This window comes from Amycolatopsis sp. NPDC045836, from assembly GCF_056431745.1.
This window is the reverse complement of sequence record NZ_JBWKKF010000018.1, coordinates 141,371-156,510: the sequence shown is the minus strand read 5'-3', so window position 1 is coordinate 156,510 and position 15,140 is coordinate 141,371. Positions and strand designations below refer to the sequence as shown.

The window sequence follows — 15,140 nt, the reverse complement described above, 5'->3', positions numbered from 1 at the left end:
TGCAAAACGCAAGCCGGGCACCCAAACCCCACCCCCACCCACACTCCCCCCTCCACCCGGCCCGAAGCCAGAAACACGGCGGGGATGGCTTTGTCAAGGCATCTTTCCCGCCTTGACCAAACCACCTCCACCGTAGTCACAATGAAAAACCGGGGTGGATTCCCGTCCCCCTCCCCGCCCAGATGCTCAAGCGGCGAACGCAGCATCGACCTCAGCCTCAGCAAGACCGAAGTCCGAAAGCCGATAACGATGCGAAGGAGCCCGCCTCCCCGAACGGCTTTCCGCGTGCAGGGCAGCCATGTTCGCCCGGGCTTCCGCGGTGAGGGGCAGGCCGAAATGCCGGTAGACCTGCTCCACCGTGCCGATCGGGTCGTGGACGAAGTCCTCGTACTGGACGTCGTGGAACTGGGCCGCGTCGTACTTCGACCGGGCGGCACGGAACTCGGCGAGGCCGCGTGACCACAGCGCGAGCTGGCTCCGGCCGACGACCTCGCCGTGGAACGCGGTCGACCAGTCCGCCGCGGCGTTCTCGTTGAGGCTGCACACCGAGGCGATCGCGGTGCGGGGAGCGCGGTGGGTCTGGACCACCAGCGCGTCCGGGTACACCGCGAGCAGTTCGTCCAGGGCGAACAGGTGGCTCGGGTTCTTCAGCACCCACCGGCGGCCGGTGTCGTTCAGGCCGATCAGCTTCAGCACGTCGCGGTGCCTGCGGTAGGCCGTGGTCCAGTCCTGCGTGCGCAACCAGTCCGAATAGGACGGTACGTGGGCCAGGCACTCGTACGAGATCGACCGGAGCGACTGGCGCAGCAGCTGCCAGCACTCCTCCACCTGCTCGGCCGAACTGTAGTGCAGGCCCATGAACTCCGGGTGCTCCTGGTGGTGCTGCTCGTACCCGGCCTGGATGCGCGCGAAAACCGGGTTCGACGCCCACGTCTCCCGCGGTGGCCGCGGCTGCGGGACCTCGGTGAGCCACAGTTCCGGGCCCTGGTGCGCGGGATCGGCGGTGAGCAGCCGGTGCAGCGCGGTGGTGCCGGTGCGCGGCAGCCCGGTGACGAAGATCGGCCGGTCGATCCGCACGTCGGCGTAACCGGGGTGCTGTTTCCACCCGGCTTCGCTGAGCAGGCGCGCGACCAACGCACCCCGCAGGAAGGCGCGTTTGATCTTCTTCCCGAACGGTGTCAGCTCCGCCTCGCGTGCGTAGGCGTCGAGCAGGACCGCCAGTCCCTCGGTGTAGTCGTCCTCACCGAAGTCGGAAAGGCCGGTCACCTTGGTGGCCGACGCGTGCAGGTCCTCGACGGTGCCGACCGTGTCCCGTGCCATGCCGTCCCCTCAGTGGTGGAACTCGCCGCAGTTGACGTCCAGGCACTGCCCGGTGATCGCGCTGGCCATCGGCGACGCGAGGAAGACCACGGCGTCGGCGATCTCGTCGGGTTCGGGCAGCCGCCGCAGGTCCGTGGTGGCCGCGGTTTCGGCGTAGACCTCCTCGCGGGTGACCCCGCGTTCCTCCGCCAGGTGCCCGAACCACCACTTCAGCGCATCGGCCCAGATGTAGCCCGGTGCCACCGAGTTCACCCGGATGCCGCGCGGGCCGAGTTCGGTGGCCAGCGACTGGGCCAGCGAGAGCAGGGCCGTCTTCGACATCTTGTACGCGCCGAAGCTCCGCCGGGAGTGCCGGATCACCGCCGAGTTGATCATCACCACCGAACCGCCCGCTTCGGCCAGCGCGGGGGTGAGCAGCCGGGTCAGCCGCAGCGCCGCGAGCACGGTGGTGTCCAGCGCGGTCCGGATGGCGTCCGGCTCGGCGTCGAGCAGGTCACCCATCGGCGGGAAGGCGAAGGCGTTGTGCACCAGAGAATCCACGCGGCCGAACTCGGCGACGGCCCGTTCGGCGAGGTGCTCGGCGGCTGCGGCGCCGGCGATGTCGGTGGGCACGGGGAGCGCTCGCCGCCCGAGTGCGGTGACCTCCTTCGCCACCTCCGCCAGCCGCGCTCCGGTGCGGGCGGCCAGCACCACGTCCGCCCCCGCCACCGCGGCCCGCACCGCGATCGACCGGCCCAGCCCCGGTCCGATGCCGGAGACCACCACCACCTTCCCGTCGAGCGGCGTCATCCGAGCATCCTGGTGGCGAAGGCGGCCTGCCGGGCCGCGATCCGGGCTGCGTGCTCGCGCGGCGTGACCCGGGCCTGCTGGTGGTACGGCAGCCGGCGGGGGAGTTCGGCGAACGGCACCACCTCCACCTCCGGCCCGTCCTCCGGCTTCAGCTCCCGGGCCAGCCGCTGCCAGCGGATCTGCACGAAGCCCCGCGTGTGCCCGGTGCGCTCCAGCCAGTTCGCCAGGCCGGGGTCGCGTTCGCTGACCACGAACCGGATCTTGCCGTCGGGATCGATGCGGGCCTGCGAGGTGTTGAGGCTGGTCTGGTGGTTGACGTAGTCGAGCGAGACGTACCACCGGCTGCCCAGCTGGATGCCCTGGTACGGCGCGTCGGAGGCGGGCACGGTGACCACCAGCACCTCGTCGTCGGCCAGGTCGTAGTGCCCAGCCGAGGAGAACTGCGTGGTCAGCCCGCCCGGCGTGGTCCGCGGCTCGGTCATGGTGTTCACCGGCAGGCCGAGGTAGAACCACTCCGGGAACTTCAGGAACGTGTGCAGCCGGTTGAGCAGCAGTTTCCCGGCCACGCCGTAGCGCTTGGCGGCCTTGTCCGGCGCCGGGGGCGGGGGTGCTGCGCCGATCCGGTCGGCCCGCTGGATGCTCAGCAGCCCGCGTTCCTCGCCCGCCCAGTCGCTGTACACCTCGCGCGCGACCAGCATCGCCGAACCGGGGGCGAGCGTGAAGTAATCGGGATCGCCCGACTTCCCCGGGCCGAACCGGATCTCGAAGGTGCCGTCCGGCTCGATCCGGATCGACCGGTCGTCGAAGGCGGTGACGGTGTCCGGCACGTCGACCGGGGTGTAGTCGCCCGCGAGCACCTGGAAGCTCAGGTCCGTGGTGCTGCCCCGGCGGCCGGTGACCACGTATTCGGCGTCGTCGCGCAGGTAGGCGTGGAAGTACAGGGTGTCCGGGTTGTCCAGGCCCATCTTCGTGTACGGCCCGGTGGACTGCACGAAGTACGGGAAGTCCCGTTCGTAGGCCCACGCCAGCTGCAGCGACGCGCGGATGCTGCCGCTGAGGTAGTCGTAGCCCTCGCTCAGGTCCTGCTCGGTCCGGACGTGCGGGGCGCTGGTGATCAGCTTCTCGGCTTCGGCGATCGCTTCGGCGAACGGCTGGGTGAGCACCCCGCCACGGTAGAACTTGTTCTAATTCTCGTCAATCCTGGTCAGTGCTGATCGATGCTGTGCAGCTCGTCCAGCACCAGCACGGTGTGGCTCGACAGCACGTCGGGCATGGTCTGCAGCCGGTGCAGCACCAGGTGCCGCAGGCTGGCCGCGTCCGGCGCCCGCACCAGCAACACGATGTCGTGTTCCCCGGAGACCAGTGCCCCGTGCCAGACCTCGGGGATCTCCAGCACCCGCTTGCGCACCGCCTGCCACGAGTGCTGGCTGATCTTGAGGTACACGTACGCCGAGATGCCCAGCCCCGCGCGTTCCGGGTCGATCGTGGCGCTGTACCCGGTGATCACGCCGTCGCGGTGCAGCCGGTCCACCCGCGAGTAGACCGCCGCCCGCGAGATGTGCAGGCGTTCGGCGAGCGCCCGCATGGACAGCCTGCCGTCCGCCCGCAGCTCCTTGACGATTCGGCGATCGGTCTCGTCCAGTGCGGCCATGTGGCCCACACTAACGGCGTTCGGCGGCCAACCGTCCAGGAAATCTCGGCGACCCTGGAAAATTGGCCGGAGCGCGATGGAGCATTCGCGCCATGACGACGGTCACCAGCGAGCTACGCGGTCTCCTGCCCGCGGACGAGCCGGTCGCCCTGCTCTCCGCGGCGGGCGAGCCGGTGGCGGACCCGCCCCTGCCGATGCCCGGCGACGAGGTGCTGCTCGACCTGCACCGCCGCATGGTGCTCGGCCGCCGCTTCGACGCGCAGGCCACCGCCCTGACCAAGCAGGGCAGGCTGGCGGTCTACCCCTCCTCCCGCGGTCAGGAGGCGTGCGAGGTCGGCGCCGTGCTCGCGCTGGCGGAGCGGGACTGGCTGTTCCCCACCTACCGCGATTCGGTGGCGCTGATCACCCGCGGGGTCGACCCGCTCGAGACGCTGACGCTGCTCCAGGGCGGCTGGCACCTCGGTTACGACCCGTACGAGCACCGCGTCGGCCCGCAGTGCACCCCGCTGGCCACCAACACGCTGCACGCGGTCGGGGTCGCGCACGCCGCGCGGTTCAAGGGGGAGGACAGCGTCGCGCTGGTGCTCCTCGGTGACGGCGCGACCAGCGAGGGCGACACGCACGAGGCGCTGAACTTCGCCGGGGTGTGGCGGGCGCCGGTGGTCTTCCTGGTGCAGAACAACGGTTACGCGATCAGCGTGCCGATGAGCAAGCAGAACGCGGCTCCTTCGCTGGCGCACAAGGGGATCGGCTACGGCGTGCCGTCCGTCCTCGTCGACGGCAACGACCCGGCCGCGGTGTACGCGGTGGTGCGCGACGCGGTGCGGGCCGCTCGCGAAGGCGGCGGGTCGACGCTGATCGAGGCCAAGACCTACCGCGTCGAAGCGCACACCAACGCCGACGACGCGAACCGCTACCGCGACCCCGGCGAGGTCGCCCACTGGCTCAGCCGCGACCCGCTCGACCGCCTGGAGACCTACCTCCGCACCCGTGGCCTGCTCGACGACACCCGTCGCGACGCCGTGCTGGCCGAGGCCGAAGCGTTCGCGGCGGAGGTGCGTGACGGCATGAACGCCGACGTCGAACCGGACCCGGCCGACCTGTTCGCCCACGTCTACGCCGAGCCGACCCCCGCGCTGCGGGAGCAGGCCGCCCAGCTGGCGGAGGAGCGGCGGTGACGGCGACGGCACTGTCCATGGCGGGTGCGCTGAACCGCGGCCTGGCCGACGCGCTCGAAGCCGACGACCGGGTGCTCGTCTTCGGTGAGGACGTCGGCCCGCTCGGCGGGGTGTTCCGGGTGACCGACGGCCTCGCCGCGCGGTTCGGGGAGAAGCGGGTGTTCGACACCCCGCTGGCCGAGTCCGGCATCGTCGGCACCGCGATCGGCATGGCGATGAACGGCCTGCGCCCGGTGGTGGAGATGCAGTTCGACGCCTTCGCGTACCCGGCCTTCGAGCAGATCACCAGCCACCTGGCCAAACTGCGCAACCGCACGCGCGGCAGGGTCGAACTGCCGGTGGTGATCCGGATCCCGTACGGCGGCGGCATCGGCGGGGTCGAGCACCACTGCGACTCCTCGGAGGTGTACTACACGCACACCCCCGGCCTGCGCGTGGTCACGCCCGGCACCCCGGAGGACGCCTACCACCTGCTGCGGGCCTCGATCGACTCCCCGGACCCGGTGATCTTCCTCGAACCGAAGCGCCGGTACTGGGCGAAGTCCGAAGTGGACTTCACCGCGGGCGTGCCGATGGACCGCGCCGTCGTGCGGCGCGGCGGTGCCGACGTCACGCTGATCGCCTACGGGCCGATGGTGCGGACCGCGCTGGACAGCGCCGAGGCGGCCGAGGAGGAGGGCTGGGACGTCGAGGTGGTCGACCTGCGCACGTTGTCGCCGTTCGACGACGAGACGGTCGCCGCGTCGGTGCGCAAGACCGGCCGCGCGGTGGTGGTGCACGAGGCGTCCGGTTTCTGCGGGTACGGCGCGGAGGTGGCCGCCCGGCTGACCGAGCGCTGCTTCCACCACCTGCACGCACCCGTCCTGCGCGTCACCGGCTACGACATCCCCTACCCGCCACCGAAACTGGAAGAGCACCACCTGCCGGGCGTGGACCGCGTGCTGGACGCGATCGCGCGGTTGCAGTGGGACGACGAGGTGATCGGCGTTGCCTGAGTTCCTGCTGCCCGACCTCGGGGAGGGCCTGACCGAGGCGGAGATCGTGCGCTGGCTGGTGTCGGTCGGGGAGACGATCACCGTGGACCAGCCGGTGGTCGAGGTGGAAACCGCCAAGGCGGCGGTCGAGGTGCCGTCCCCCTTCGCCGGGGAGGTGACCGCGCTGCACGGCGACGCGGGCACGACGCTGCCCGTCGGTGCACCGCTGCTCAGCGTGGGCGAGGCCCCCCGGTTCACCGAACCGGGCGTGGTGGTCCCGGAACCGGCACCCGGCAGCGACACCGGAGAGAGCGGCAACGTGCTGATCGGCTACGGCACGTCCACCACCACCAGGAGCACGCGCCGCCGCCGGGCACCGCGTCCCGCGAAGCAGCGCACGACCACGGCGGTCATCTCGCCGATCGTGCGCCGGCTGGCCAAGGAGCACGGCGTCGACCTGGGCACCGTGTCCGGCAGCGGACCGCGGGGCGTGATCCGGCGCGCTGACGTGGAACGCGAGATCGCCGGACGCGCCGGACGCGCCAAGGGGCGCCGCATCCCGTTGACGGGCCCGCGGAAGACGGTCGCCGACAAGCTGGCCGCGTCACGCCGGGAGATCCCCGAAGCGACGGTGTGGGTCGACGTCGACGCCACCGAACTGCTCGCCGCCCGCGACCGGCTCGACGGGGTCGGCCTGCTGGCCCTGCTCGCGCGGTTCACCGTGGCCGGGCTGAAGAAGTTCCCCGAGCTGAACTCACGCGTCGAACGCGACGAGATCGTGGTGCTCGACGAGATCCACCTCGGGTTCGCCGCGCAGACCGAGCGGGGCCTGGTCGTGCCGGTGGTCCGCGACGCGCACACGCTGAACACCCGCGCGCTGTCCGATGCGCTGCGTGACCGCACGGCCGCGGCGCGGGCGGGCCGGCTCACCCCGGCGGACCTGACCGGCGGCACGTTCACCGTGAACAACTACGGGGTGTTCGGGGTGGACGGTTCCGCAGCCATCATCAACCACCCGGAAGCAGCCATCCTGGGGATGGGCCGGATCATCGACCGGCCGTGGGTGGCCGGCGGCGAGCTGGTGGCGCGCAAGGTCGGCCAGCTCACGCTCGCCTTCGACCACCGGGTGTGCGACGGCGGCACCGCGGGCGGCTTCCTGCGCTTCGTCGCCGACTGCGTCGAATCCCCGGTCACCGCACTGGGGGAGCTCTAACCGGTCACCGCGTCGATCAGCCGCAGCAGTTCGGTGGTGGCGGCCACCCCGCCGAGCACCACCACCTTCAGCGAGCCGCGTTCCTCGTCGTAGAGGGTGTCCACGCGCAGCGGCTGGTCGTCGTCCCTGGCGCCGTTGACCGCGCCCAGCACCAGCGTGGTGATCCGGTTCGCGGTCGCCGCGTCGACCGCGTCCACCCGCACGATGCTGGACACCTCGACGTGCGGGGCGCCGGTGGCCACGGGCCTGCCGGTCAGCTCCGCCAGGTCCTCGCGGGCGATGCGGTACTGCTTGCCGATGCGGACCGCCTTGAGCCGCCCGTCCCGCACGTAGCCGCGCACCGTGCGCACGTGCAGCCCCAGCCGCTCGGCGACCTGCTCCACGGACAGCAACTCCTGTGTCATGCGCTCGAACCTACTGGCCGGGCCGGCGAGGCATCATTACCAGTAGTCGCATCACCGCACTGGAGGGCGTCGTGGACGAGGTCGCCAGGATCATCGGCTCGATGGAACCCGCCACCGGGTTCCCCACGGTCGACCAGGTGCACGGCTTCACCGCCGAGATCGCCGAGAAGCACCCGAGCACGGTCACCGTGTCCGTGCTCGGCCGGTCGAAGCTCGGCGACCCGATCCACCACGTCCGGATCGGCGGCGGCCCGCGGCAGGTGGTGGTGATCGGCAGCCCGCACCCCAACGAGCCGATCGGCCTGCTCACCGTCCGCCAGCTGATCCGCGAACTCGCCCAGGACACCGAACTCCGCGACGCCCTCGACGCCACCTGGCACTTCGTGCCGTGTGCCGACCCCGACGGCACGCGGCTCAACGAAGGCTGGTTCGACGGCCCGCTCACCCGCGACCACGTGGCCCGCAACTTCTACCGGCCGCCGAGCGACGAGCAGGTCGAATGGACCTTCCCGGTGCAGTGGCGCGGGCAGCGCTTCGGCACGCCGATCCCGGAGACCAGGGCGCTGATGGAGCTGATCGACGCCACCCGCCCGGACCTGGTCGCCTCACTGCACAACGCCGACTTCGGCGGCGGCTTCTACTACGTCGGCGGCAGCGGTGACGCCGAGTACCACGCCGCGCTGATCGCGTTGCTGGACGACGCCGGGATCCCGCTGGACAGCGGTGAACCCGACGCCCCCGGTGCCCGTGCGCTCGCGCCCGGGGTGTTCGAGATGCCGTCGTTCGGCGCGATCGCCGAGGCGATGGGCGCGCCGCTGCTCACCGGTGGCAGCACCCGGGACTACTCCGCGCGCTACGGCAGTGCCGTGCTGATCAGCGAACTCCCGCTGTGGGTGGACCACGGCCCGCCCCGCCCCGACGCGTCCTACGGCCAGGACGCGGACTTCTTCACCGGCCTGCTGCGCCCGCTGCGGTTGAGCGGGCGCAGCCCGTTCGAGCGCGCGATCACCGATTCGCTGCGCTGGTTCCGCTTCGCCGGCGGGCAGGTGTGGCCGAGCGTGATCCGCCTGCGCTGCGCCGGGATGCTGCTGCGCCTGTTCGCCGACGAACCGGCGTCGCCGGAGATCGACGCCGCCCGCGCGGAGCTGACGCCGGTGTTCGAACGCTGGTGCGCCGAGGTCGCCGAACGCGCCCCGGGCACCCTCGTGCCACCGCACCGGCTGGCCGGGGTGCAGGCCGGTGCCATCGTCACCGCGGTCACCCGGCTGCGTGATGGACGACCGGTTTGACTGCTCCATCCGGGTAGCTGACGGAAATCCACCGGAACCCCGGCCGCCTCGCCGACGACCTCTCCTTCGAACTCCGGATCCCCGGGGGACGAGGAAGTGAAGGACGGGGTGCATGGCCTGGTACGACGATGACGACCTGTGGGCGGGCTTCGCCGGGGCGATGTTCTCCCGCCGCCGGGCGGCCGAAGCCGCCGAACTCGTCGCCAAGTCGCCGCTGCTGGCGTTCCCCGCCGGGGCGAGGGTGCTCGACCTGTGCTGCGGCCCGGCGATCCACGTGGTCCCGCTGGCGCACCGCGGCGACCGGGTCACCGGGGTGGACCTGAGCGAGGTCATGCTGGCGCGAGCCCGCGAAGCCTGCCGGGAAGCCGGGGTCGAGGCCCGGCTGGTGCGGGCGGACATGCTCGAATTCACCGAAGAGCGTGCCTTCGACGTGGTGCTCAACCTCTACACCTCGTTCGGCTACTTCGACGACCCCGCCGACAACGCACGGGTGCTGCGCAACGCCTGCGCCAGCCTGGACCGCGATGGCACGCTGCTGGTCGACGTGCTGGGCAAGGAGGTCCTGGCGGGCTGGGTGGGCCGCCCGCAGGCGGTCGACGTGCCGGAGGGCACCGTGTTCATGCGCGACACCATCCTCGACGACTGGACGCGCCTGCGTACCGAATGGACACTCGTCGCCGGGGACACCGTGCGGCGGGCCACCATCACCAGTTTCCTCTACAGCGCCGCGGAACTCCGCGCGTTGTTCGAGCAGGCCGGGTTCACCGGGGTGGAGTGCTTCGGCGACTTCGACGGCAGCCCGTACGACAACCACGCCAAGCGCCTGATCGTGCGCGGCCGCCGTGCGGACTGAGGTCGAGGGCGAGCCGCGCTGGCGCCTGCTCGCCGAACCCACGGCGCCCGACGCCCCGAAGCGGGGCGGTCTCACCGGGGCCGTCGTCCTGCTTTCGCTGGTGCTGCTGGTTTCCGTGCTCGCCGGGATCTCGCTCGGCCCGACCGTGGTGCCGTTCGACGACGTGCTGCGTTACCTGCAGGCCGCGTTCACCGGCGGGCGGATCTCCCAGGCCGAGCTGACCGGTTACTCGATCGTCTGGGACGTGCGGACCCCGCGCGTGCTGCTCGCGGTGGTCGTCGGGGCCGGGCTCGCCGTGGTCGGCGTGGCGTTGCAGGCGCTGGTGCGCAACGCGCTCGCCGAACCGTTCGTGCTCGGCATCTCCTCCGGCGCGTCGGTCGGGGCGACCGCCGTGGTGGTCTTCGGGGTGTTCGCCTCGCTGGGGGTGCTCGCCATGTCGGTGGCGGCCTTCCTCGGCGCGCTGGTCGCCACCGTGCTGGTCTACTTCGCCGCCCGCAGCGCGCTCGGGCTCACCCCGCTCCGGCTGGTGCTCACCGGGGTCGCGCTGGCCTACGCCTTCCAGGCGGTGATGAGCATGATCGTGTTCCTGGCGCCGAACAGCCAGGCCGCGCAGACGGTGTTGTTCTGGCTGCTCGGCAGCCTCGGCGCGGCGAGCTGGCAGTCGCTGCCGATCGCGGCGGCCGCCGTGGCGGTCACCGTGGTCCTGCTGCTGCGCAAGAGCAGGCCGCTGGACATCCTCTCGCTCGGCGACGAGACCGCGGCCAGCCTCGGGGTGGACGCGGCGGCGTTGCGGCGGGGGCTGTTCCTGCTCACCGCCGGGGCGACCGGGCTGCTGGTGGCGGTCAGCGGCGCGATCCCGTTCGTCGGGCTGGTGCTGCCGCACGTGGTCCGGATCGTGGTCGGCTCCAGCCACCGGCGGGTGCTGGCCGTCGCGCCGCTCGCCGGGGCGATCTTCCTGGTCTGGGTGGACGTGCTGGCCAGGGTGGTGGTGGCGCCGGAGGAACTGCCGCTCGGCGTGATCACCGCGTTGATCGGGGTGCCGGTGTTCGTCGTGCTGATGCGCCGTCGTGGCTACATGTTCGGAGATCGCTGATGGGACAGGCGAAACTCTCGCTCCACGGGGTCTCGGTCGAGGTCGCCGGGCGCGCGCTGGTCCGCGAACTGCACCTCGACGTCGGTGAGGGCGAGGTGGTCGGCCTGGTCGGGCCGAACGGCAGCGGCAAGTCGACCGCGCTGCGCTGCGTCTACCGGGCGCTGCGGCCGACCACCGGCGCGGTGCTGCTCAACGACGAGGACCTGGCCGGGGTGCCGCTGGCGGAAAGCGCCCGGTCGATCGCCGCGCTCACCCAGGACAGCCGGGCCGAGCTGGACTTCACCGTGGAGGAGGTCGTCGCGCTCGGGCGGTCCCCGCACCAGCGCGGCAACGCCCGGCTCACCGCACGGGAACGGCAGCTGTGCCGCGATGCCCTGCGCCGCATGGACATCACCCACCTGGCGGTGCGCAGCGTGCTCTCGCTCTCGGGCGGGGAACGCCAGCGGGTGCTGATGGCCAGGGCGCTGGTGCAGGAGCCGAGCGTGCTGGTGCTCGACGAGCCGACGAACCACCTCGACGTGCGCCACCAGGTGGAACTGCTGAGCTTCCTGGCCGGCTGCGGGCTGACCGTGCTGGTCGCGCTGCACGACCTCAACCTGGCCGCCGCGGTGTGCCAGCGCATCGCCGTGCTGCGCGACGGGGAACTGGCCGCCTGCGGCACCCCGGCGGAGATCCTCACCCCCGAGCTGGTGCACGACGTGTTCGGCGTGCGGGCCAGCGTGGTCGCCCACCCGCGGACCGGGCGCACCCAGCTGCTCTACGACCTGCACAGTGCCGAGCACCCCGGAAGTCCCGGAAGTCCCGAAAGGACACGAACCGCATGAGAACCCGTCTGGTCGCGCTGCTGGCGCTGCTCCCGCTGGTGGCGGCGTGTGGTGCCACCGTCGAGCCCGCGCCCGCGGGCGGATCCGCCACCGCGACGGTGACCAACTGCGGGGAGCAGGTCACCTATCCCACCCCGCAGCGCCCGGTGTCCTACGACATCAGCGGCACCGAGAAGATGTTCGCCCTCGGCCTCGCCGACCGGATGCGCGGGTACGTGCTGAACGAGGTGGCCGATCCGGCCATCGACGGGTCCGAGTACAAGGCCGACTACACGAAGGTGCCGCGCCTCGGCACCGCGCGGATCACCAGGGAGATCGTGGTCGACGCGCAGGCCGACTGGGTGTTCGCCGGCTGGAACTCCGGGTTCAGCGAGGAACGCGGCATCACCCCGGACCTGCTCGGCCAGCTCGGCATCCGGAGCTACCTGCACACCGAGACCTGCTGGGACTACGGTGCCGCCAGAGCCGACGTCTCCCCGCTCGAAGCGCTGTTCGCCGACCTGGAGAACCTCGGCAAGATCTTCCACGTCGAACCGCGGGCCGGCGAACTGGTCCGGCAGTTGCGCGGCAGGCTCGACGCGGTCCGCCGGGGGGTGCCCGCCGGGGTGGAACCGGCCAGGGTCTTCGTCTACGACTCGGGCACCGACCAGCCGTACACCGCGGGCAAGCACGCCGCGCCCACCGACCTCATCGCCGCGGCGGGCGGGCGCAACGTGTTCGGGGAACTGGCCGACGGCTGGGGCTCGGTCGGCTGGGAACCGGTGGTGCGGGCCCAGCCCGAGGTGATCGTCGTGGTCGACTACGGCGACCAACCGGCCCAGGCGAAGATCGACTTCGTGAAGTCCTTCGAGGGCTTGAAGAACTCGCCGGCGGTGCGGGAGAACCGGTTCCACGTGATGTCGATCGGCGAACTGGTCAGCGGGCCGCGCAACATCGCCGGGGCCGAGAACCTGGCCCGCTACCTGCGCTCGGTCGGCCGATGACGCGCGTGCCGGAAACCCCGGTGCTGGCCGGGGTGCACGAGCACATCACCGACGCGATCAAGGACCCGAGCCTGATCCGCCTCGGCCCGAACCTGGTGCTGGCCCGCTTCGAGACGATGAAGGTCTACGCCGCGCTCGGTGCCGTCCGGTCCCTGCTGGACAGCGGCCTGGTGCGGCCGGGGCAGACGCTGATCGACTCCTCCAGCGGCATCTACGCGCTCGCGCTGGCGATGGCCTGCCACCGCTACGGCCTGCACTGCCACATCGTCGCGTCGACCACCGTGGACGCCACGATCCGCGCGCAGCTGGAGGTGCTCGGGGCGACGGTGGACCAGATGCCGCCGTCGGCGAGCCTGCAACTGGACCAGGAACGCCGGGTGCGCCGGGTGCGCGAACTGCTCGCCGAACGGCCCGGTATGCACTGGATGCGGCAGTACCACGACGAAGTGCACTACGCCGGGTACGCCGAACTGGCCGAGATCGCCACGCGCTCGCTGCCCGCCGGGCCGCTGACCGTGGTCGGCGCGGTCGGCACCGGTGCGTCCACCGGCGGGCTGGTCGAGGTGTTGCGGCGGCGTGATCCGGACGTGCGGCTGACCGGGATCCAGCCGTTCGGGAGCGTGACGTTCGGCAGCGAGCGGTTGTCCGATCCGGAGGCCATCATCGCCGGGATCGGCAGCGCCATCCCGTTCGGCAACGTGCGGCACCGGTTGTACGACCGGCTGCACTGGGTGGACTTCCGGTACGCGATGGCGGGTGCGGTCGGCTTGCTGCGCTCGCACGCGGTGTTCGCCGGGTTGTCCACGGGGGCGGCGTACCTGGCGGCGCGGTGGGAGGCGCGGGCCGACCCGGGGCGGTTGTTCCTGGTGATCGGCGCGGACACCGGGCACCGGTATGTCGACAAGGTGTTTTCGCGGCACCAGGAGGCGCTGGACCCGGAGCTGCTGTTCCCGCTGGAGGTGGCTTCGCCCGCCGAGCTGGCGCTGCCGTGGTCCACGATGGACTGGGCACGGCGGGGGCACGGATGACCATCGTGTTGCTGGAGGCGCTGTCGTTCGGCCTGGGGCGGCTCGCCGACGCGGCGGCCGCGGCCGGGCAGCGGCTGGTGTTGCTCACCGGTGACCGGTCGATCTACCGGTATGAGCTGAGCCGGATCGACGTGGGCGTGGTGGACGTGGACACGTTCGACGCAAACGCTTGCACCAGTGCGCTGGCGGCGGTGCCCGACTTGGCGGGGTTGATCGGCTCGACCGACACGTGGGCCGTCGCGGGTGCTCAGCTGGCCGCCGATTTCGGTCTGGCCGGTCCGCCGGTGGAGGCGGTGCGCACGTTGCGGGACAAGGCACGGGTGCGGCAGTTGCTGCACGCCCGCGGGCTGAGCCGGGGCACCGCCGTGGACGCGGTACCGGAGCTGGCGGGTTTTCCGCTGGTGGTGAAGGATTCGGCGGGGACGTCTTCGCGGGACGTGTCTTTGGTGCGTTCGGCTGCTGAACTGCGGGCGGTGCTGGCGGCGGCTGGTCCGCTGAAGGGGCGGTTGATCGCGGAACCGTTCCTGGCGGGGCCGGTTTACAGCGCGGAGACGCTGACGTGGGCTGGGGAGACGCGGCTGCTGGGTGTGTCGAGCCGTTCGCTGTCGCCGGTCCACCGGTTCCGGGAGGAGTCGGCGGCGTTCCCGGTCGCTTTCGGGGACAAGGACACGGATCTGCTGCGGGATTGGGTTTGCGAGGTGCTCGCGGTCACCGGGCACACGAGGGGGTTCGGGCACGTCGAGTTCGTCTGGGGCGTGGGCGGGCCGGAGCTGGTCGAGGTGAACGCGCGCATCGGGGGTGCCCTGGTCGGCGAGGCGCTGTGCCGATCACTGGGCACGAACGTCTATTCCGCGATGATCGAGATGGCGCTGGGCGTGCGGCCTTCGTTGCTGGACGCGGTGCTGCCCGGGGGGCCGGGGGTGGCGTTCAGCTTGGTCTACCCCGACCGGCCGGGGCGGTTGGCCGGGTGGGGTGGGCTGGAGACGCTGGGGGAGTACCCGGGTGAGCCGGAGTGGTACCCGACGGCTGCTGTGGGGGATGTGCTGGAGTTCGTGGGTGACCAGCGGGGGTGTACGGGGTTGGTACTGGTGCAGGGGGAGACGGCTGAGCTGGCGGGACACCGGGCAGCGAGCGCGGCGAGCGGGATCGAGGTCCTGATGGAGTGACCACCCCGGCTTTTCAGTGTGACTACGGCGGGGAAGCGTTTGTCAAGGCGGGAAAGATGCCTTGACAAACGCTTCCCCGCCGTGTTCCTGGCTGTGGACCGGGGTGGGGCGGGGGGACTGGGTGCTCGGGGCCGCTTCCCGTGCCCGGCTGCCGGTTGGCGGTGGGTGGTTGTGGCCGCTTCCCGTGTCCGGCTGCCGGTCGGCGGGTGGGTGGGTGTGGTCGCCTTACGTGCCCGGCCTCTGGTGGGGTGGCTCCCGTGGTCGCTTCACGTGTCCGGTCGCAGGTTGGGTGGGTGGGTGGTTGGGTTGTGCCCGGCCTCCGGTGAGGTAAGTGATGGTGCCCGGCTGCCGGTGGGCAGGGAGGTGAGCCAGAGC

Annotated in this window: 15 protein-coding genes; 10 read left to right on the top strand and 5 right to left on the bottom strand. The window is 71.6% G+C overall.

Going from position 1 to position 15,140, the window contains the following annotated elements:
* Window positions 1-186 precede the first annotated feature (186 nt).
* From AC07EG_RS30645 to AC07EG_RS30630, 4 genes are read right to left on the bottom strand one after another with little or no spacing between them, the layout of a single operon-like run.
* Complete coding sequence (locus tag AC07EG_RS30645; RefSeq protein ID WP_478256696.1) at window positions 187-1,320, bottom strand: sulfotransferase family protein; 1,134 nt, start codon at window positions 1,318-1,320, stop codon at window positions 187-189.
* A 9-nt stretch (window positions 1,321-1,329) separates the two neighbouring features.
* Entirely contained in the window at window positions 1,330-2,109 is a 780-nt protein-coding gene (locus AC07EG_RS30640) for an SDR family oxidoreductase (protein WP_478256695.1), read from the bottom strand.
* Complete coding sequence (locus tag AC07EG_RS30635) at window positions 2,106-3,272, bottom strand: hypothetical protein (protein WP_478256694.1); 1,167 nt, start codon at window positions 3,270-3,272, stop codon at window positions 2,106-2,108. The genes AC07EG_RS30640 and AC07EG_RS30635 overlap by 4 nt, the downstream gene beginning before the upstream one ends.
* A gap of 41 nt (window positions 3,273-3,313) precedes the next feature.
* The gene (locus AC07EG_RS30630; RefSeq protein WP_478256693.1) at window positions 3,314-3,760 is read right to left on the bottom strand and encodes an Lrp/AsnC family transcriptional regulator; all 447 of its coding nucleotides are present in this window, start codon (window positions 3,758-3,760) and stop codon (window positions 3,314-3,316) included.
* Between the two features lie 92 nt (window positions 3,761-3,852).
* Here AC07EG_RS30630 and pdhA point away from each other — a divergent pair, with 92 nt between their 5' ends.
* The 3 genes from pdhA to AC07EG_RS30615 are packed head-to-tail and all read left to right on the top strand — an operon-like array spanning window position 3,853 to window position 7,125.
* A complete protein-coding gene (gene pdhA, locus AC07EG_RS30625; RefSeq protein ID WP_478256692.1) occupies window positions 3,853-4,938 on the top strand; it encodes a pyruvate dehydrogenase (acetyl-transferring) E1 component subunit alpha in 1,086 nt (361 codons plus the stop codon).
* Between the two features lie 17 nt (window positions 4,939-4,955).
* Window positions 4,956-5,933, top strand: coding sequence for an alpha-ketoacid dehydrogenase subunit beta (locus tag AC07EG_RS30620; protein WP_478256703.1), 978 nt, complete (start codon window positions 4,956-4,958; stop codon window positions 5,931-5,933).
* Window positions 5,926-7,125 (top strand): dihydrolipoamide acetyltransferase family protein, encoded by a 1,200-nt coding sequence (locus tag AC07EG_RS30615; RefSeq protein WP_478256691.1) that lies wholly within the window; start codon window positions 5,926-5,928, stop codon window positions 7,123-7,125. The genes AC07EG_RS30620 and AC07EG_RS30615 overlap by 8 nt, the downstream gene beginning before the upstream one ends.
* Here AC07EG_RS30615 and AC07EG_RS30610 read toward each other — a convergent pair.
* Window positions 7,122-7,529: a helix-turn-helix domain-containing protein gene (locus tag AC07EG_RS30610; RefSeq protein ID WP_478256690.1), complete on the bottom strand. Its 408-nt coding sequence runs from the start codon at window positions 7,527-7,529 to the stop codon at window positions 7,122-7,124. The genes AC07EG_RS30615 and AC07EG_RS30610 overlap by 4 nt on opposite strands.
* A 71-nt stretch (window positions 7,530-7,600) precedes the next feature.
* Here AC07EG_RS30610 and AC07EG_RS30605 point away from each other — a divergent pair, with 71 nt between their 5' ends.
* From AC07EG_RS30605 to AC07EG_RS30575, 7 genes are all read left to right on the top strand, one after another.
* Entirely contained in the window at window positions 7,601-8,818 is a 1,218-nt protein-coding gene (locus tag AC07EG_RS30605; RefSeq protein ID WP_478256689.1) for a M14 family zinc carboxypeptidase, read from the top strand.
* A gap of 112 nt (window positions 8,819-8,930) precedes the next feature.
* Window positions 8,931-9,671, top strand: coding sequence for a class I SAM-dependent methyltransferase (locus AC07EG_RS30600; protein WP_478256688.1), 741 nt, complete (start codon window positions 8,931-8,933; stop codon window positions 9,669-9,671).
* A gap of 25 nt (window positions 9,672-9,696) precedes the next feature.
* Window positions 9,697-10,764 (top strand): FecCD family ABC transporter permease, encoded by a 1,068-nt coding sequence (locus AC07EG_RS30595; RefSeq protein ID WP_478256702.1) that lies wholly within the window; start codon window positions 9,697-9,699, stop codon window positions 10,762-10,764.
* Window positions 10,764-11,588: an ABC transporter ATP-binding protein gene (locus tag AC07EG_RS30590; protein ID WP_478256687.1), complete on the top strand. Its 825-nt coding sequence runs from the start codon at window positions 10,764-10,766 to the stop codon at window positions 11,586-11,588. The genes AC07EG_RS30595 and AC07EG_RS30590 overlap by 1 nt, the downstream gene beginning before the upstream one ends.
* Window positions 11,585-12,571, top strand: a complete 987-nt coding sequence (locus AC07EG_RS30585) for an ABC transporter substrate-binding protein (protein WP_478256686.1) — start codon at window positions 11,585-11,587, stop codon at window positions 12,569-12,571. The genes AC07EG_RS30590 and AC07EG_RS30585 overlap by 4 nt, the downstream gene beginning before the upstream one ends.
* On the top strand, window positions 12,568-13,599 hold the full coding sequence (locus tag AC07EG_RS30580; protein WP_478256685.1) for a pyridoxal-phosphate dependent enzyme: 1,032 nt from the start codon (window positions 12,568-12,570) through the stop codon (window positions 13,597-13,599). The genes AC07EG_RS30585 and AC07EG_RS30580 overlap by 4 nt, the downstream gene beginning before the upstream one ends.
* Complete coding sequence (locus AC07EG_RS30575) at window positions 13,596-14,765, top strand: ATP-grasp domain-containing protein (RefSeq protein WP_478256684.1); 1,170 nt, start codon at window positions 13,596-13,598, stop codon at window positions 14,763-14,765. Before AC07EG_RS30580 ends, AC07EG_RS30575 begins: the two co-directional genes overlap by 4 nt.
* Window positions 14,766-15,140: the final 375 nt, after the last annotated feature.